The following is a 15,789-nucleotide window of genomic DNA, read 5'->3' as shown; positions in this document are numbered from 1 at the left end:
TTGCTGTTACGGGGTGTTACCGGTGACCTTGGCGTGGACTTCTTTGTAGAGGGCGCGGATGTCATCGGTCTTCAGGCCGTAGCCCTTGTCCCGCCATGCCTTCTCGAAGGCGTTCTGCGAGGGGGCCGGCCCTGTTCCGCGAAGGTCGAAGTAGAGGTCGAACGCGAGGGTGCGTCGCCCCTCGTCGCCCCCGTCGGGCCCCTTGTTCGCCTGCGCCTCGCTCGGGTTCGCCTCGGGCGCGCCTTCACCGCGTCCCGAGGTGCGCCCCGGTGCGCCCTCGCTGGTCAGAGTGCTGGCGCCGTCGGGTGCTGTCTCCGGTGCGCCCTGGGGTGCGGTGGAGGGGCGCAGGGAGCGGAGGTTGTATTGCTCGGCCCGGTCGGGGAGGTTCTTGAAGGCCCGCATGCGGTCGATGCGGGTCGTCATGCGGAGCTCGACTCCGAACTCGTCGAGGGTGTCGTTCAGGCCGTGGAAGGAGGCGTCACCCGCACGCATCAGGGCCTTTTCATAGGCGCGCTTACCCATGAACCGGGGCCTACCGAGGGTGACGAGGCTGACGAGCCGGTCCTGTGCATTCCGCCGGCTGATGGACTCGGCGTCCGCGCCGCGGGAGCCGATCCCGAGCTTGGATTCCAGGCGCTTGAGGCGGTCGCGCCAGGCACGGGCGAGTAGCCCGTCAGGCCTGATCTCGACCGTGCCCAACTTCGCTTCGAGGCCGAGGAGCTTGTGGAGGCCGTAGGCGAGCATGACCGGGCCGACGATGCGGACAGCCGCCGTGCCGATGTCCTCGCCTTCAGACCGGACGACCTCGACGGCGCCGATCGCCTGCGCGAAGACGAGCAGGTACGCCGCGCGGGCCGTTCCCTTGTCCTCGAATGCCCACGAGTACACGGTCAAGCCGAGGACGATCGCCTCAAGCGCGAGGCCGATCGTCAGGGTCCACGGGTGCACCATGTGAAGGCGCGTCTCGGCGAACCGCATTGACGTATTCGCCGACAGGCCGAAGCCGAAGACGACGACGAGCGCCATCCCGGCGAATCCGATGGTGCTACGACGCTTCTTGGTGTCGCGGGGCTTCCGGTGGCCGGTTCGGGCTCGGAGGGTTGGGGCGATGCGGTAGCCGAAGACGAGGGTGGCGAGGGAGAGCAGGGCGGCCCATGCCTGCACGGGCACTTGTTCGGCCACGGTCTGCACGTGGGAAAGCATGGGCGGGCCCTTCATCGGTGGGTGTTCCAGGCGTAGGTGGCGAGGGCGCCGGTGATGAGGGCCGGGGTGTACTGGCCGGTGGCGGCGCCGAGGATGGTGAGGGTGGTGAAGCCCCAGCGGGCGAGCGGGGTGTGGAAGTGGCGGCGCATGCGGGGCTCCGGAGCCGGGCCCACTGTGTGCGGGCCCGGCGGTAGAAGGTGGTCAGGCGACGGTCTTCGGCATGGCCCGGCAGGTCTCGGCGTGGGCCTGCGCCCATACGCGGGCCGCGGGGAGCACCTTGTCGATGCGCTGCTGCTTCTCTTCGGGGCTGTCGGAGTACCGGGTTTCGGGATCGGTCCGGTCGCTCTCGCCGCATCCGGTGCAGGTGGCGACGAGCCACCCGTCGGCGTATGTGAAGTCGACGGTTGCGCCGCCGACGGTGAGGTAGCGGGCGATGGTGCTCTCGGGCCAGGGCTCGGTGACGGCATGGGTGTTCTGCATGAGGGTCTCCTGGAGAGTGAGATGAGGGGCCGGGCCGTAGGGGTCCCGGCCGGTCAGGTGGTCAGCTGCTGGCGGCTTCGTTGCCATGGCTTCGGACTTCGGCGAGCTGGTTGCGGGCCTCGGCCTCACGTGCCGGTGCAGCTGCGTAGTCGGCGGCGGCCTGGCGCTGGAGTTCGGCGACCCGGGCGGCTTCGTCCTTGTCCATCAGCACGCCTCCATCAGGCCGCCGTTGGCGGTGTCGAGGAGGAGCTGCGCGTACGCGCGGCAGGTGCTGTACGGCGGCACGGCCGGGGCTTCGCCGAGAACTGCGTCAACTTCGTCCTGCCGGTGCCCGGTGATCTCTCCGGCGAGCCGGATGCGGGCGGCTTCGGTCATCTGGTTGCAGCTGAGGGTCAGCGCCTGGGCCATGGCGGTCAGGTGCTGGCGGGTGGTGGCTTCCATCAGGCGGCCACCCCCGACGCCGGGCGCAGGCGCGGACCCGGGACCGGCCGGCGCGGGATCACCGGCTCGTTGTCGGCGTCGGTCCATTCGTAGTCGCCGCCGTTGGCCCAGGCGGTCTTTCGGATGCGGAGCGCGTACGCGCCGCGGGTGATTCCGCCGGACGGGAAGGGCAGGGCGCGGAGGACCGGGCGGACGGCGGCGGCGTTGCTGCCGACGGCGGTCAGGGCGACGGTCATGCGGGCGGCCTCCGTCATCCGGTCGGTCGGCCTGTGGCGGGAGAGGTGCTCGGCAACCGCGGTGATCTGCCGGGCAACCGCCGGACGTACGGCAAGGGCGTAGGAGGCGTTCATCGGGCACCCCCGGCAGGGCTGATCCGGCCGGAGATACCGGCAGGCGTGGCGGTCGTCGTGATGGTCCGGGCGCCGTCACGGGTGGGCCGGATGGTCCCGGCCGCGACGAGCTGCTTCTCGGACTGCGTCTTGGGTGTGGTCGACATCAGGCGGCCACTCCCATCGAGAACTGGGTGAGCTGCGCGGCGGCGGCCTTGTACTCCGCTTTGCGCGGCCGGTACATGCTGACCAGTACGGCGACTTGCGCCCGGGTGTAGCGGAACACCGGGTGCGTGCGACGGGCCCGGCCACCGGCCGCGGTACGGCGGGTCGTCGTGACCTTCGCGGGCTGAACACCGATCCGCTTCGCAACGGAATGGAGCGAGGAGGAGCACCCGGCGGCGGTGGCCGGAGCAACCCCGGCAGCGATCAGGTGCGTGGTGATGGAGCGGGGCCGGCGGCGGCACGAAGCGGCGAGCCGGTTCGCCGTGGCCCTGGCACGGATCACAGCGCGACGGGCACGCCCCGCTGCGCGGCGGGTACGGCGGGTGGGAAGATGCTGCACGGTCAGTCTCCTGTCAGTAGCAGGTGCCTGGCTGGCCCCGGCCATATGGAGGTGCGAACTCCGGCCGGGGCCTTCTTGCTGTGACGGAAGGAGGCGGATCCTCCGAGCCGTTGTGTAGGACCCTACACACGTGTAGGGTCCTACACAAGACGGCATGGATGATCCGCCTCCCGAACCCCGGAGAGGAACGGACATGAAAGACCGGGCAAAGGAGGTGCAGCGCGTGCTCGATGCCATCGATGTGCTCGCGGAGGGCGAGCCCCCTGCGGTGCGAGCGAAGCAACTAACTGAGTTGCTTAGGTCAGTCGGCGAGAAGGTCCGGCGTGAGCGTCGACAGGCGGTGCTGGAAATGCAGGCCGGCGGAATGACCTACCGGCAGATCGCTCAGGCGTCAGGAATCAGCTTCGCCCGTGTTCGGCAAATCATCGCGGATGACCCCGACGCACCCGGGCGCGCCGACGAATCGCCGAAGGAATGAGTACGGCCGAGCGGTGTAGGAGCCGCCCGGCCGCGAGAACCAGCGGGATCGCAGCCCGCTGATCAAGAACCCCATCCGTTTCAAAGAGGAGAGTTCGTCATGAACCGTACCGCTGACCTGCCCTTGGTCACCACTCGCGAGCCGGTCACTGAGGCGCGTGTCACGTTCCGTTCGCGCACCGATCCCCTGGCGGGTATGGATCAGCTGATCCGTGAGAGGACTGCTGATCTGGTCAGTCTGATTGCCGATCGGCGGAGTTTGGCGGATGTGCTCTTCCCGGGGAGGACGCCGTTGGATGAGCCGGAGGAGGAGCAGTTGTCGCATGCTGCGTTCTCCCTGGCCGCGGCGGCGATGGAGATCGCGATCGGTAATTCTCCGGACCCGGCGTCGACGCTGCGCGGGTTTCGGTCGGCTGTGGCTCTGCATGCCGCTGAGGTGGGTGTCCGTTGATGCGTGCGGTCAAGTGGGAGTCCTGCGTGCTGGATGAGGCTGGCGTCGTCCAGCTGGTTGCCGCGCTCCCGGTTTTCGATGAGCGGTTGCGCTCTCTGCGGGCGCAGCTGACTGGGGCTTCCCAGTCCTGATCGTCCTTATGTAGCCGTCGGCGGGCTCCGGCGGGATGTTCCGGGGCCTGCCCTTTCTTCACGGACTCTCGATGCGTCGTACTACCGGCGCGGCTTCGCGCTGCGCTGATTCGCCATGCCCGAAACCGGCATGGGCCCCTCATCCTCGTCTCCTGCAGGAGGCTTCTACCACGACGTCTCGGCGGGCTGAGCCGCGGGCGTGGCTGCGTGCTGTGGCGTGGCTGGTCGGTACCGGGCTGCACCCGCGCGCGGGTAAGACGACGTTGACCGTGGCCCAGGACCTGGCCGGCCGCATGGACTTCACGGAGGGGACTGTTCTGTACGACCTGGTGGGGACCGCTGGCCGGTGCGGGGTCTCGGCTGCGACGGTGAAGCGGCATGTGCGGTATCTCCGCGAGCTCGGGGCGCTGGCGTGGGTTCGGCACGGGTCCCGGCGGAACCTGTGCCTGCCCGGACGTCTGTACGCGGGTACGGCGACGATCTATGCCGCGACGATTCCCGCGGTGTTCGACGAGGCGATGGGGCACCGGATCGCTGGGGCTGGGTATGCGGCCCGGGTCGTCGGCGTGACGGACGAGGGACGGGCGCGTGCGGTGGAGGCCGCCCGGTCGAAGGTTCGCCCTGTGGATAACCGCCTTGTGGATAACCGCAGTTCAGGGGGTCGTGCACCCCATTCTCTTGGTCGTTACCACCGATCACCTGAAGCTGAGGTTGAGAGTGGTAGTAAAGACACCTCGCGCGAGCGCGCGACGTCCTCGAAGGCGTCAACTCCCAAGATCGAGAGCAGCGGTGGCGGCCGGACCAGCCGGAGCACTAGAAGCAAGAGCGGCTCGTCGGCCCGGAGTCCCCTGCAGGTGGCCCGGGATATCGCGATCGCCCGGCAGGTCCGGCCGCTCGTCGGGTGGACCCAGCGCGAGGGGCTGCGCCGACTGGCGTACGCGCTCCGCCCGCTGATCGACCGCGGCCTCGAGGCGCACGACATCGCCGCCGAGCTCCAGGGCATGGCTCTGGGATGGCGGCCTGCCCGGCCGGCCGCTTTCATCACCGCTGCCCTCGAGGCGGAGACTCGCGCGGACACGGCCCGCGCCGCGGCCCAGCACGAGGCCGTCGCCTCCGTGCCGAATGTGGCGTGGCAGCAGTGGCTCCAGACCCGGGAGACCCCGGGAGAGGCCGTGCGGACCGATGACGACCGCAGGCATGCCCGGTTGTACGGCTGGGACCGGTGGCAGGAGATCGCCGCGCACTACGATGAGGACCCGGACGACGCGCTGGATCTGTACGGCACGAGGCTGTGCTCGTACGCCGTCGGTCGCGCCGCTCGTGAGTCGGCCTTTACATGATCGGCACGGACGGTCCGGCTACGGCCGGGCGGGGGGCGTCTCCGTCACGCTGCTTCGTACCGATGGGCCTGGCCACCGCGCCACTCGACCCAGTAAGGGTCGTCGAGGCAATGCTCGGCGTCGTAGATCCCGGCCCGTCGGAGGAATTCGATCAGGTCGCGGTCGTCGTGGGCGAGACCGGCGATCTCACCGTTGATAGTGACCGCCCGGCCGCCGGTGGCCGGTGCCGGGCGGTGCACGACTATCGGAGCGCTCATGCCTCCAACCTGCACCAGGCTGCTACTCGCAGCATCCCGAGTTTGGTACCCGGCCGACAGTAGGCGCAGGTCCGAATGCCCTCGGTGTGTTCATGCGTCGAGGGTGGCAACCAGTCCGTTGCCATACGCCCATATGGTCCATGGGGCGTTTTGGGTAGAACCTCGCAACCTGGTTAGCTGCTGCTGCCGTCCGACTTGCACCTCGGTGACCACCTAGTCGCAGCTGGACGGCACTCTGCCCCCTTCTCGGGGAAGGGGGCGGATCACCTGTGCCGGATCATCGCCGCTCATGAACTACGCCACTGTTCCGGCTGCGGCTTGGGCAGGGTGCGCTTTCGTGCGTCCGTGATCAGTCGAGCGGAGTGGACTGGTGTGCCGCAGCGATGGCGTCGATCCGGGCCGCGAGATCGAAGTCTGCCTCGGTCAGCTTGTAGTCAGCGTCGTGCGTCGTGACGGCGATGCGCAGGTGGTCGATTCTGAGGTCGATGTCTGCGTGGTGGCCGATGCGGCGTTCCCGGTCAGCGATGTGCACGATCAACGCGACACCTGCGTGGTACCGGACGTCTACTCGGCGCGTGATCTCGTTGCCTTCGCGGGTCCATTCCGGCAGTGCGGCCAGCCGCTCCGCGATCTCCTCGTCCGTCAGCGGTACCAGTCCCTCAGCCACGCTCAGTTCCCCTCGGTCACGGGCTCCAGGATCTCAGCGAGATCCCGGCCGACCGGGGCATCTTGCCACGGCCGCATTGCCCGCTCCAGGGTGACCAACTCCCGCCGCATTCTGGCCGAGCGGGTCTCTACCGCGATCGTGGCCACGGTCCGGGCGATCTCCACCGCCTGATCCGGTTCCCGCGCTGCGGCGGCTGCTGTCGCCTGGCGTGCCATGTACACCCCGCGGTCGCGGCGGGCGGTCTCCGGGACGATGGCGAGGACTTGCGACCAGAGGGCGCCAGCCTCTGCTCCGAGGCCGAGCCGCCCGTAGCAGGTGGCTCGCTGTACTTCGAGGTAGCCAGGGGTTCGTCGGCAGGCGTTGCCCCATGGCAGGTCGTCGTCGACACGAGGCAACAGCCGGTCGGCCTGGTCGATGAGCTGGTCGACCAGGTCGCGGTCGCCGGTGAGGCTGGCGCCGTGGGCCTGCTGCTGCATGGCCATGATGCGCACCTTGGGGACGAGCTGGTCGGCGTCGTCGAGCGCGGCCTCGCAGAGGTCGACGACTGCGTGTCCATCGCCGAGGTCTGTGCGCACCTGGGCCTGGTTGACGAGCGAGTAGCCGATGAGGTGCGGGTCGCGGGACCGCATCGCGATTTCCTGCGTGACGCCCCTCCAGAACGCTGCACCGTCCATGTCCCCGGCGTCCTGGTACAGCCAGCCGACGAGCGCGGCGTAGGCCGCACCGACGCGAAGTAGTCCACGGCGAGTTTCGCCCTTCGCGGAGCGAACCAGCTTGTCAATCAGCTGGTACTGCGCGGACACGGTGCCGATCAGGTCGTGCGGGCCGAGGAACATGTCAGCTCGGTAGTGCCCTTCCAACTGCTGCTGGAAGTAGTCGATCAGGGCAGGGTCGACGTGCTGTGGCGCGACCGGCCCGGCAACGAGCGCGGCGGCGGTAACGGAGACGAAAGCTCGGCGCACCTGATCCTCTTCGTGGTGCTCGGGCCGGATCCAGCCCGGCGGGGTCGTGAAGCCGAGGTCTTCCGGCCATCGGCCGAGCGCGTCGTGAATGACGATCGCGGTCTCCTCGGCCGGCCATCCGGGTCGGTCGCCTTCCCAGCGCCGCCAGGTGCGGGAGGAGACGGTGAACTGGCGGTCGTCGAGGAGTTGTTGCCCGTGCTCTGTGATGGCCGTGGCAGCGGCTTCGATGGTTCGCCACCCCTTGCGTAAGCGGGCGGCCCGCAGCGCGTCGTTGCGGCCCATGTGTCCAGTCTGAGGTGTCATCGTTCGCGCTTCCGGCCATGGCCGCTACGTGGCCACGCATGGCCATCCGGCGACCTATTCGCTGCTCAACGTGCACACACATCATCAGGGTGTGAACGCGGGCGGTACAGCGATCTAGCTGGATGCCCCTCAATCGATGTAGGCCGGGAGCCGAGCCGCATGACAACCAAGGTGTTCGACCTTCCGCCCGTGGCGTCGCTGTCCGAGGCGCAGCAGCGCGGCGCGAACTGCTGCTTCTGTGCCGCGCCCCTCTCGAACGCGGCGGCTCATGACCTCAGGCCGCGCCCGGTGGACGCGCACGGCACGTCTTGCCGCTGGTTTCCCCGTTGCTGCCCCACGTGCTGGAAGGGCCAGAAGTGACCTCCCTGAGGAACCCCTCGCCGGACGCCGCGTATAAGACGCTGCTCGGCCACACCTTGACCTGTGCGGCCTGCAGGGCTGGGTCGGCCTGCCCCACGGTGGTACAGCTCGGCCGGGCTTGGCGGGAGGCCCGCCGATGAAGACGGAATCGACGGACATCAGCACTGCTACTGGGACATGGAGCCGAAGACCGCCGCGCGGTGCACCCTCCCGCAAGGGCACAAGGGCGACCACTACACGCCCTACGCCCGCCCGTCGTGGGACCGGCCGGGCACCTCGTGGCTGAACCGATGACTCCCGCTCGCAGCTGACGATCGCGCCGACCAGCTGCGGGCGGGCCCTACTCACTCGCAACGTGCAGGTCAGAGCAATTGTCAGTGGCACCGCCTACAGTCAGCTGTGACTTGGCACCAGCATGTAGTGGAGGGTGGTGGTTCTCGTGCAGTCCGAGGTGCTTCGGGCGTTCCGGTTCACGTTGGACCCGACCTCTGCTCAGGAAGAGGTGCTGCTCCGTCATGCAGGTGCGGCTCGTTGGGCGTTCAACCACGCACTTGGCATGAAGGTGGCCGCGCATCAGCAGTGGCGACACCAGGTCCAGGCTCTCGTGGACGCGGGGGTCACGGAGGCGGAGGCCCGTAAGCGGGTCCGGGTGCCGGTGCCGACGAAGCCGTCGGTCCAGAAGCATCTGAACCGGATCAAGGGTGACTCCCGTGCCCCGGACCTGCCCGAGGGGGCCCTCGGGCCCGCACGGCCATGTCCGTGGTGGCACGAGGTCAACACCTACGCGTTCCAGTCAGCGTTCATCGACGCCGACCGGGCGTGGGGGAACTGGTTGGACTCGCTGCGCGGGAAACGTGCCGGCCGCCGGGTGGGGTATCCGCGATTCAAGAAGAAAGGCCGGTCCCGGGACTCGTTCCGCCTGCACCACGACGTGAAGAGGCCCTCCATCCGGCTCGCCGGGTACCGGCGCCTGCGCCTGCCCACGGTCGGTGAAGTACGGATCCACGACTCTGGGAAACGACTCGCGCGGCTCGTGGAGCGGGACCGGGCGGTCGTGCAGTCGGTGACCGTGTCGCGGGCTGGGCATCGTTGGTACGCGTCTGTGCTCTGCAAGGTCACCGCCGACCTGCCCGACAAGCCGACCCACCGTCAGCAGGCTCGCGGCACAGTGGGCGTTGACCTCGGCGTGAAACACCTCGCTGCCCTCTCTCAGCCCCTCACCCCTGACGACCCCGCAACCCTGTTCCTCACCAACCCCCGCCACGTGCGCCGTGCTGAGAAGCGACTGGCCAAAGCCCAGCGGGCACTGTCACGGACGCAGAAGGGCTCCGCACGCCGGGCCAAGGCACGCCACCGCGTCGCCCGCCTCCACCACGAAGTCGCCGTACGCCGCGACACCACACTCCACGCCGTCACGAAACAGCTCACGACCCGGTTCGCCGTCGTCGCAATCGAAGACCTCAACGTCGCGGGCATGACCAGCACCGCCCGCGGCACCACAGCGGCACCCGGGAAGAAGGTGAGGCAGAAGGCCGGCCTCAACCGGTCCATCCTGGACGCCGCCCCCGGCGAGCTGCGCCGCCAGCTCACCTATAAGACTTCCTGGTACGGCTCCCAGCTCGCGGTCCTGGACCGCTGGTGGCCGTCCAGCAAGACCTGCTCGGCCTGCTCATGGCAAAACCCACGCCTGACGCTGGCCGACAGGACGTTCCACTGCGACGCATGCGGACTGCGGATCGACCGCGATACCAACGCCGCCCGCAACATCGCAGCCAACGCCGTCCTCAGCGGCACTCAACCAGCAGGAACGGTCGCCCCCGGTAGCGGGGAGACCCAAAACGCCCGCGGAGCATCTGTCAGCCTTCCCAGCCCTCGGGACGGGAAGCAGGACGCGAAGAAACGGGAAGACGCCAGGCCCGCCAGCCCGGCGCCACCTCGGCGGAGCAATCCACCGACGTCCCCCAACCCGCGCCAAGAACAAGTAAAGCTGTTCTGAAAGCCCAGGTCACGAAGGGTTCGCCCCGGGCGCGCGAGGGACGACCGCCCGTTGTCGTCAGTGCAGTAGTGGTTCACGCGTTCGCCCCGGGCGCGCGAGGGACGACCGTCCTGCGGTACGCACAGGCCCGCGAGGCTGCTTGGCACCACGCCGTGCCCTACGACCACGCCCAGGGGTAACTTCGGCAGACCTGGCTGCCGCTTGGTGAACGCATCGTGTCCCGCCTCTCCGAAGACACCCGCGTCATCGCCATGACCGGCACGGACCGACGGCGGAGCGCTGCGTGATCCCCCGTCGCCCGCGGTCGGCGTGCTGTTCACCGAGGTGGCGCCACTGACCTCATTGCGCGCAACGAGACAGCCTGGGCCAAGATCTGCAATCTGTCGCAATCGCCGCACGAGCGCCGGCTATCCGTCGCATCCTGGTCGTCCACCCAGCGCAGATGGAGGGCGACATGACGCTCAAGTTCATCGGCACCACATCGGAGCACGGCAACTGCCCGACCCTGTACGAGGTTGTGGAGACCGGCGACATCCTCGTCCAGGGCGAGAGGGAAACCGATCCGGAACACCTGGCCCAGCTTCGTGATGTCAAGGACAGTGAGACGTTCGTCGTCGTCCCCCGTGAGCTGCTGACCCGCTTCGCACCCAAGGAGTGACGTGCCTGCTCTCGTCCCCTTCGAGGAGATCGTGCATCTCTTCGACGAATTCGAACACACCGCGTGGCGACTGGAGACCCAGCGCGGCTACGCCACCGACCGCGTCAGCCCGAATTGGGCCCGTTTCCAGCGCGGTGAACGGCTGGGTTACGACCCTGCCAGCCCGTGGCATGTGAGCGTTCGTGAGAAGATTCAGCAGGGAAAGGTGTTCGGGCGGGTCCGCCTGGTCGACTACCCACCCACCGAGGGGCAACGGTTCCTTCTGGCGAGCGGCCTGGGCAACGTCGAGGCCGGCGAGGACATCCGCAACCTGTACCGGGTCGACGCTGAGCGTCTCGGGCTGCCGGACTTTGACTTCTGGCTGTTCGACTCGCGGATCCTCGCGAGGTTCCACATCGACGACCAGGGTGTGACGGTGGGCGTCGAGGTCATCGACGACGCGCCTACGGTGCTCCTGGCGTGCCAGGCCCGGGATGCTGCCTGGCATCACGCGATCCCTACAGGGGAGTTCCAGGCGCAGGTACCGTCGACTGCGTGAGTACGGACTTCCAGGCCGGACGTGTCGCTCTCGGTGCGCGGCTGCGTGAGCTGCGCACCGAGGCTGGTCTGAATGGCAAGGGGATTGCCGAGCGGCTTGGTTGGCAACGCTCGAAGGTGTCCCGGCTGGAGACGGGTAAGCAGACCGCCACGGTCGATGACCTCGAAGCTTGGGCGGCCGCGACTGGAGCCGGCACGGAGGCCGCAGACCTGAAAAGTCGCCTCAGGGGGCTGGAGTCGCAGCAACGTTCCTGGCGCAGGCAACTGTCCACCGGGCACCGGGGTGTCCAGGAGAAGTACGTTGCCGAGTACCGCGCGACATCCACCGTCAGAGGCTACGAAGCCACCGTCATCCCAGGACTCTTCCAAACACCGGACTACGCGCGCCACCTGCTGCTCCACAACGCCGATCTGATGGGCAGCCCACGCGATACCGACGCTGCGGTGAGCGCCCGGATGAAGCGGCAGGAGGTCCTGTACGAGTCCGGGCGCAGCTTCAATGTGCTCGTCTGGGAGGGGGCCCTCCATGCCGTGGTCTGTCCCAAGGATGTGATGGCGGCGCAGCTCGATCGTCTGGCCGGGCTGATCGGTCTGAGCACGGTGTCGCTCGGAATCCTCCCGCTCGGTGCGTCGCTCAGCCTCACGCCCAAGCATGGATTCTGGATCTTCGATGACCGCCGGGTCGTCGTCGAGATCATCAGTACCGAACTCCAGCTGGAGTCAGACGACGACGTGGCCCTGTACCGAAAGGTCTGGGACCGGCTCAACGGGGCAGCCGTCTACGGTCCCCGTGCGCATCGCCTGATCGGCCGGGCGAGGGCGTCCCTGGACCTCATGTAAGCAACCGGATCCAATCCGCCGACCAGCGTGCGCAATCCGGCGCAATCGACGGGCGCGGTTGCTGTCACTGTCTCTACGGTGCTGGTCATGGCTCCACGGACACGCAATCCGGGCTCGGAGTGGCTGGCTCTCTCCGCTCCGGATCCGGTGCAGATTCATCGGGAATGGGCGCAGGACCAGCTTGCCCAGCTTCCGTCAGGACGGCTGTGGCTGGCCGTCGAGGCCGACCTCATGCGGTCTGTCGCTGCGATGCAGCGGATAGGGCCGGACCGGCTCGGCCCTGTGCTTGTCTACCCGTCAGCCGACCTGGCATGGTGGCTCGTCCCCTGCGGGGCCGAGGAACTGCTGGCTGACCTCGGACGGCTCACTGTCCAGCCCGAGGGGTGGATGCTGAAGAGCCCGCCGGCCGAGCGGTACATCGACGGCCGGGGGTGGCTGGAGAAACCCGATGGCTCCGGTGACCTCACGGACCCGGCTGCGCTGGGGGCCGCGTTCGGTCCTGGTGGCGGTCTCCGGCTGCCGGCAGGGGCGTTCTGTTGACCGCGCCCATGGCGGAGTTGCCGCCCGTCGAATCACTGTCCGACGCGCAGCAACGTGGCGCGAACTGCGTCTGGTGTGCCGCGCCTCTGTCCAACGCGGCGGCGCACGACCTCAGGCCGCGCCCCGTCGATGCCCACGGCACCTCTTGCCGCTGGTTTCCCCGTTGCTGCCCCACGTGCTGGAAAGGCCGCCAGTGACCTCCCTGAAGAACCCTCCGCCGGACGCCGCGTATAAGACGCTCCTCGGCCACACCCTGATCTGCGCGGCCTGCCGAACCGGGAGACACTGCCCCACGGTGGTACAGCTCGGCCGGGCCTGGCGGGAGGCCCGCCGGTGAGAGACGAGTCGACGGACTCCATCCCCTGCTACTGCTGGGACGTAGACCCGCAGACGCATGCCCGGTGTACGCGGGAGCCAGGGCACCAGGGTGACCACTACACCCCGTACACCCGCCCGTCGTGGGACCGGCCTGGGACTACGTGGCGCAACTGACTCCCGCCCGCGGCTGCCATCACGCCGATCGGCCGCGGGCGGGACCCGGCTCCAGGTCCCCGAACGGGTGGCCTCAGCGGGTCAGCACAGCACGTCCCCAGTGACCGAACCACCCTGACCAGGACCCCATACAGGAGGACCACGTGGTGTATCGGCCGCCGTCATGCCCCCACTGCCCGACCACCCTGCGCTCTGGCGAGAAAAGCCAGGCCGGGGTATCACACGCGCATCGCGTAGACGTTGCGGTATCCCACGTACTCGCCGAGGCCCCACATCCATCTATTCCGGCCGTCGTAGCTGAGGTCTTCTGGTCCGCGGGGTACCCGCCACTTCTCTACGGCCTTCCCCTCGCCGTTCTGCCGGAGTGGTGCGGCGCCGAAGGCCCCCGGCTTCTTACCTCTACTGACGGAGAGGTACATGGTGTTGTCGACGGTGACCGCTCCCTGGATGCCGAAACCGTTGGGCAGGCCGCTTCCCCGGTGAATCTTGTAGACGTCTGCCGATCTGGCGGTCGTGCCGGTGTCCAGCAGGAGGGATCCGCTGTTGTAGGCGAAGCTCCACCGGCCGATGATCTGCGGCTTGTCGTCCTTCTTCCACCCGCTCACGATGAGGGTGGTCCGCCGGAACGGTGATGCGAGGGAGGTGCGGTCCACAGACACCTGGGAGAATCTGAGCTGGGTCCGGGTGTATTTGTTCGCACGGTAGGTGCGGCTCAGGGGCATCGAGTACGGGGCTTGCGGGTCGCCAGTCCGGAAGATGTCGTCGGTGTTGAACACCAGGAGCGCCTTTTGCTCGCTGTCCGTGACGTAGAGCCGGTTCCCGTACCACGCCAGGCCGCCCGCGTGCAGACCCTCGATCGGTTCCGCGGTGTAGGCACCACCGCCGACCCGCTTGGCTTTCACCAACTTGATGTAGTGGTATCGCGGGTTGCTTTCGTTGCGGTCGATTAGGGCTACGCGCGCGCCCTTGTCATTGTCTTTGTTGTACCAGGAGACCATCATGCGCGTACCGTCCAGGCCGGTCGCGTCGTAGTAGGTCGTGACGCCCTGGGGCCACCAGCCTCTGGACTTGATGTTGGCGTCGGGGTCGTTCGGGGACCAGCCATAGGCGCGGACGGGGTGGGGCGTTTTGGACGGCCAGCCGGGAACCTCGTCCACCGGCACCTGTTGAAACGCCCAACTGCCGGTCACTGGCAGGGGGATGAACCTCGCGTCGTACCGCCTGTTGCCGTGCTGGCGGATGAGCCAGCGGATGCCCGCTACGTAGGCGGCGGTCTCTTCCGGCTTGTATGTCAGGTAGAGCGGGGGCTGTGCCGAAGCGGCCGTTGCCGTCTCCGGCAGAAGTAACCCGCCTGCCGTGGCGATGGCCGGCGCCGCCGCCATGCCCCGCAGGATCGTTCTGCGTGTGGTGTCCATGGCGCCGTACCCTAAGCCGGAATGTGGGGTTTCCCTCTGCGTGGTGCGGTGGAATTTCCGGACATTCTCCGGGCCGTGTCGCATCCGGCTGTGGTCGTGGGGCCGGGAGCCTGGTCGCCGGGAGCGCGGTGCGGCCCCGGCGGTGAAGTGCCCGCGAAGGGCTGGGCCGGGTGTTGTGCGAGTGGCGGTCCGTTCCCGGCGGGGTCGCTCGGTGCGCCCTCCGGGCCCGCGCTGCGGAGCTGGCTGTGAGAGCGCCCCACTTCGGACGAGGTGGGGCGCTTTACTGTCCGCGCTCAGTGTGCCGACGGGTCCACGGCGGCCGGGGTCAGTGGATGATCCAGTTGATCACCATCAGGATCAGGACCCCGGTGCCGAGGAGCATCCCGGCCTGACGGAACCACTCGGATTCCATCGCCTCCCGGAATCCCTTGGAGCGAAGCCCGCGGATGATCGCCCGGGCCGTGACGTCCAGGCCAGCCCAGGCCGCTTCGCTCAGGTGGTTGAGGGGGCCGGGGTTTTCGATGATCTGGTCATCTGGCGTCGCACCCTTGTGGGTTCGGCGGTGTCGCTTCTGGTCGGCCTTGGCTGCCCAGGCGTCGTCGTGGGTGTCCCAGGTGAGGCGGCAGGCGTCGCAGCGGTAGGTGTATCGCACGGGCCGGACCGTAGCGCCCGCGGTGGGGCGCCCGTCGGCGAATATGGCAGGTTGTCCAGGAAGTGACCACGGTGCGTATGTCGCGGAGCCAGATCTCTCAGTTCCGGCCCGCTTTTGCGTGGGCGTCGATACCGTGCGGGATTCACGCCATACACACCAGTACGCGAGGTTCACCATGAAGCGCACACAGATCCGTCATGTCCTGGTCGCGGTCGCCGCCGGCGCGGTCGTCCTGACCGGCTGCTCCGGAGGTGAGGAACCTGGTGCCGGGAAGGGTTCGGCGTCGCAGGCCGCCGAGAAGCCGGCGGACAAGCCGACGACAGCGGAGGCGGGGACGGCGGCGAAGGACGTCCGGATCGTGAAGGCGGGCGTCGAGGACCACCAGACGTGGGGGCCCAAGGCCTACGTCGTCCACTACTCGGCCACGAACAGCGGCGCCGAGGCCGCCGACCTCTACGCCGAGCTGGAGTTCCTGGACAAGGACGGGGATCACCTGGGGCAGACGGGCATCACCGTGGACAAGCTGGGGCCGGGCAAGACGGCCACGGGGAACACCGCTCCACTGGACGCGGAGATCCGCAACGGAAAGATCAAGGACATTCGGTCCGTACGGGTATCCCAGGTGGACCGGACCGCAAGCGCGCAGCAGCAGTAGCAGCCCGGGGTTATCCACAGGTCGAGTGGAGTGAGGGC

22 protein-coding genes are annotated in these 15,789 nt (G+C 68.3%); 9 read left to right on the top strand and 13 right to left on the bottom strand.

Annotated features, from left to right (window positions below; translation table 11 throughout):
• Positions 1 to 6 precede the first annotated feature (6 nt).
• The 8 genes from OG978_RS32635 to OG978_RS32600 all read right to left on the bottom strand — a co-directional run bounded on the left by OG978_RS32635 (position 7) and on the right by OG978_RS32600 (position 3,018).
• Positions 7 to 1,203, bottom strand: a complete 1,197-nt coding sequence (locus tag OG978_RS32635; RefSeq protein ID WP_326768646.1) for a hypothetical protein — start codon at positions 1,201 to 1,203, stop codon at positions 7 to 9.
• An 11-nt stretch (positions 1,204 to 1,214) separates the two neighbouring features.
• Positions 1,215 to 1,352: a hypothetical protein gene (locus OG978_RS32630; RefSeq protein ID WP_326768645.1), complete on the bottom strand. Its 138-nt coding sequence runs from the start codon at positions 1,350 to 1,352 to the stop codon at positions 1,215 to 1,217.
• 52 nt (positions 1,353 to 1,404) lie between these two features.
• A complete protein-coding gene (locus OG978_RS32625) occupies positions 1,405 to 1,683 on the bottom strand; it encodes a hypothetical protein (RefSeq protein WP_326768644.1) in 279 nt (92 codons plus the stop codon).
• Positions 1,684 to 1,744: 61 nt separating this feature from the next.
• Complete coding sequence (locus OG978_RS32620) at positions 1,745 to 1,888, bottom strand: hypothetical protein (protein ID WP_326768643.1); 144 nt, start codon at positions 1,886 to 1,888, stop codon at positions 1,745 to 1,747.
• Positions 1,888 to 2,124 (bottom strand): hypothetical protein, encoded by a 237-nt coding sequence (locus OG978_RS32615; RefSeq protein ID WP_326768642.1) that lies wholly within the window; start codon positions 2,122 to 2,124, stop codon positions 1,888 to 1,890. Before OG978_RS32615 ends, OG978_RS32620 begins: the two co-directional genes overlap by 1 nt.
• Positions 2,124 to 2,474, bottom strand: a complete 351-nt coding sequence (locus tag OG978_RS32610; RefSeq protein WP_326768641.1) for a hypothetical protein — start codon at positions 2,472 to 2,474, stop codon at positions 2,124 to 2,126. Before OG978_RS32610 ends, OG978_RS32615 begins: the two co-directional genes overlap by 1 nt.
• Complete coding sequence (locus tag OG978_RS32605; protein ID WP_326768640.1) at positions 2,471 to 2,620, bottom strand: hypothetical protein; 150 nt, start codon at positions 2,618 to 2,620, stop codon at positions 2,471 to 2,473. Before OG978_RS32605 ends, OG978_RS32610 begins: the two co-directional genes overlap by 4 nt.
• Complete coding sequence (locus OG978_RS32600) at positions 2,620 to 3,018, bottom strand: hypothetical protein (protein ID WP_326768639.1); 399 nt, start codon at positions 3,016 to 3,018, stop codon at positions 2,620 to 2,622. The genes OG978_RS32605 and OG978_RS32600 overlap by 1 nt, the downstream gene beginning before the upstream one ends.
• A 193-nt stretch (positions 3,019 to 3,211) precedes the next feature.
• Here OG978_RS32600 and OG978_RS32595 point away from each other — a divergent pair, with 193 nt between their 5' ends.
• The 3 genes from OG978_RS32595 to OG978_RS32585 all read left to right on the top strand — a co-directional run bounded on the left by OG978_RS32595 (position 3,212) and on the right by OG978_RS32585 (position 5,417).
• The gene (locus tag OG978_RS32595; protein ID WP_326768638.1) at positions 3,212 to 3,496 is read left to right on the top strand and encodes a helix-turn-helix domain-containing protein; all 285 of its coding nucleotides are present in this window, start codon (positions 3,212 to 3,214) and stop codon (positions 3,494 to 3,496) included.
• A 99-nt stretch (positions 3,497 to 3,595) separates the two neighbouring features.
• Entirely contained in the window at positions 3,596 to 3,946 is a 351-nt protein-coding gene (locus OG978_RS32590) for a hypothetical protein (protein WP_326768637.1), read from the top strand.
• Between the two features lie 985 nt (positions 3,947 to 4,931).
• Positions 4,932 to 5,417, top strand: coding sequence for a hypothetical protein (locus OG978_RS32585; protein WP_326768636.1), 486 nt, complete (start codon positions 4,932 to 4,934; stop codon positions 5,415 to 5,417).
• Positions 5,418 to 5,461: 44 nt separating this feature from the next.
• Here OG978_RS32585 and OG978_RS32580 read toward each other — a convergent pair whose 3' ends face one another.
• The 3 genes from OG978_RS32580 to OG978_RS32570 all read right to left on the bottom strand — a co-directional run bounded on the left by OG978_RS32580 (position 5,462) and on the right by OG978_RS32570 (position 7,585).
• The gene (locus OG978_RS32580; RefSeq protein WP_326768635.1) at positions 5,462 to 5,674 is read right to left on the bottom strand and encodes a hypothetical protein; all 213 of its coding nucleotides are present in this window, start codon (positions 5,672 to 5,674) and stop codon (positions 5,462 to 5,464) included.
• 349 nt (positions 5,675 to 6,023) lie between these two features.
• Positions 6,024 to 6,341 (bottom strand): 4a-hydroxytetrahydrobiopterin dehydratase, encoded by a 318-nt coding sequence (locus tag OG978_RS32575; protein WP_442817778.1) that lies wholly within the window; start codon positions 6,339 to 6,341, stop codon positions 6,024 to 6,026.
• Between the two features lie 2 nt (positions 6,342 to 6,343).
• Positions 6,344 to 7,585, bottom strand: coding sequence for a Twin-arginine translocation pathway signal (locus OG978_RS32570; protein ID WP_326768634.1), 1,242 nt, complete (start codon positions 7,583 to 7,585; stop codon positions 6,344 to 6,346).
• Positions 7,586 to 8,393: 808 nt separating this feature from the next.
• Between OG978_RS32570 and OG978_RS32565 the strand changes: the two genes are divergently transcribed.
• The 5 genes from OG978_RS32565 to OG978_RS32545 all read left to right on the top strand — a co-directional run bounded on the left by OG978_RS32565 (position 8,394) and on the right by OG978_RS32545 (position 12,537).
• Positions 8,394 to 9,962: an RNA-guided endonuclease InsQ/TnpB family protein gene (locus OG978_RS32565; protein ID WP_326768633.1), complete on the top strand. Its 1,569-nt coding sequence runs from the start codon at positions 8,394 to 8,396 to the stop codon at positions 9,960 to 9,962.
• Positions 9,963 to 10,416: 454 nt separating this feature from the next.
• Positions 10,417 to 10,620: a hypothetical protein gene (locus OG978_RS32560; protein WP_326768632.1), complete on the top strand. Its 204-nt coding sequence runs from the start codon at positions 10,417 to 10,419 to the stop codon at positions 10,618 to 10,620.
• Position 10,621: 1 nt separating this feature from the next.
• Positions 10,622 to 11,158: a DUF6879 family protein gene (locus OG978_RS32555; protein WP_326768631.1), complete on the top strand. Its 537-nt coding sequence runs from the start codon at positions 10,622 to 10,624 to the stop codon at positions 11,156 to 11,158.
• A complete protein-coding gene (locus tag OG978_RS32550; RefSeq protein ID WP_326768630.1) occupies positions 11,155 to 11,997 on the top strand; it encodes a helix-turn-helix domain-containing protein in 843 nt (280 codons plus the stop codon). Before OG978_RS32555 ends, OG978_RS32550 begins: the two co-directional genes overlap by 4 nt.
• A gap of 87 nt (positions 11,998 to 12,084) precedes the next feature.
• A complete protein-coding gene (locus tag OG978_RS32545; protein WP_326768629.1) occupies positions 12,085 to 12,537 on the top strand; it encodes a hypothetical protein in 453 nt (150 codons plus the stop codon).
• Positions 12,538 to 13,247: 710 nt separating this feature from the next.
• Here the strand turns inward: OG978_RS32545 and OG978_RS32540 are convergent.
• On the bottom strand, positions 13,248 to 14,528 hold the full coding sequence (locus OG978_RS32540) for a hypothetical protein (protein ID WP_326768628.1): 1,281 nt from the start codon (positions 14,526 to 14,528) through the stop codon (positions 13,248 to 13,250).
• Positions 14,529 to 14,769: 241 nt separating this feature from the next.
• Complete coding sequence (locus tag OG978_RS32535; RefSeq protein ID WP_326768627.1) at positions 14,770 to 15,096, bottom strand: hypothetical protein; 327 nt, start codon at positions 15,094 to 15,096, stop codon at positions 14,770 to 14,772.
• A gap of 175 nt (positions 15,097 to 15,271) precedes the next feature.
• Between OG978_RS32535 and OG978_RS32530 the strand changes: the two genes are divergently transcribed.
• Positions 15,272 to 15,751 carry a hypothetical protein gene (locus OG978_RS32530; RefSeq protein WP_326768626.1) on the top strand — a complete coding sequence of 160 codons (480 nt, stop codon included), beginning with the start codon at positions 15,272 to 15,274 and terminating at the stop codon, positions 15,749 to 15,751.
• Positions 15,752 to 15,789: the final 38 nt, after the last annotated feature.

The organism is Streptomyces sp. NBC_01591 (assembly GCF_035918155.1).
Lineage (GTDB): Bacteria > Actinomycetota > Actinomycetes > Streptomycetales > Streptomycetaceae > Streptomyces.
The sequence above is the reverse complement of the archived record's forward strand: the minus strand, read 5'-3'. Positions and strand labels throughout refer to the sequence as shown.

What these genes read in the sequence shown, in the direction of transcription:
- OG978_RS32635 (WP_326768646.1), bottom strand. Translation starts at nt 1,203, where the DNA reads ATGCTTTCCCACGTGCAGACCGTGGCCGAACAAGTGCCCGTGCAGGCA.
- OG978_RS32630 (WP_326768645.1), bottom strand. Translation starts at nt 1,352, where the DNA reads ATGCGCCGCCACTTCCACACCCCGCTCGCCCGCTGGGGCTTCACCACC.
- OG978_RS32625 (WP_326768644.1), bottom strand. Translation starts at nt 1,683, where the DNA reads ATGCAGAACACCCATGCCGTCACCGAGCCCTGGCCCGAGAGCACCATC.
- OG978_RS32620 (WP_326768643.1), bottom strand. Translation starts at nt 1,888, where the DNA reads ATGGACAAGGACGAAGCCGCCCGGGTCGCCGAACTCCAGCGCCAGGCC.
- OG978_RS32615 (WP_326768642.1), bottom strand. Translation starts at nt 2,124, where the DNA reads ATGGAAGCCACCACCCGCCAGCACCTGACCGCCATGGCCCAGGCGCTG.
- OG978_RS32610 (WP_326768641.1), bottom strand. Translation starts at nt 2,474, where the DNA reads ATGAACGCCTCCTACGCCCTTGCCGTACGTCCGGCGGTTGCCCGGCAG.
- OG978_RS32605 (WP_326768640.1), bottom strand. Translation starts at nt 2,620, where the DNA reads ATGTCGACCACACCCAAGACGCAGTCCGAGAAGCAGCTCGTCGCGGCC.
- OG978_RS32595 (WP_326768638.1), top strand. Translation starts at nt 3,212, where the DNA reads ATGAAAGACCGGGCAAAGGAGGTGCAGCGCGTGCTCGATGCCATCGAT.
- OG978_RS32590 (WP_326768637.1), top strand. Translation starts at nt 3,596, where the DNA reads ATGAACCGTACCGCTGACCTGCCCTTGGTCACCACTCGCGAGCCGGTC.
- OG978_RS32580 (WP_326768635.1), bottom strand. Translation starts at nt 5,674, where the DNA reads ATGAGCGCTCCGATAGTCGTGCACCGCCCGGCACCGGCCACCGGCGGC.
- OG978_RS32570 (WP_326768634.1), bottom strand. Translation starts at nt 7,585, where the DNA reads ATGGGCCGCAACGACGCGCTGCGGGCCGCCCGCTTACGCAAGGGGTGG.
- OG978_RS32560 (WP_326768632.1), top strand. Translation starts at nt 10,417, where the DNA reads ATGACGCTCAAGTTCATCGGCACCACATCGGAGCACGGCAACTGCCCG.
- OG978_RS32545 (WP_326768629.1), top strand. Translation starts at nt 12,085, where the DNA reads ATGGCTCCACGGACACGCAATCCGGGCTCGGAGTGGCTGGCTCTCTCC.
- OG978_RS32540 (WP_326768628.1), bottom strand. Translation starts at nt 14,528, where the DNA reads ATGCGACACGGCCCGGAGAATGTCCGGAAATTCCACCGCACCACGCAG.
- OG978_RS32530 (WP_326768626.1), top strand. Translation starts at nt 15,272, where the DNA reads ATGAAGCGCACACAGATCCGTCATGTCCTGGTCGCGGTCGCCGCCGGC.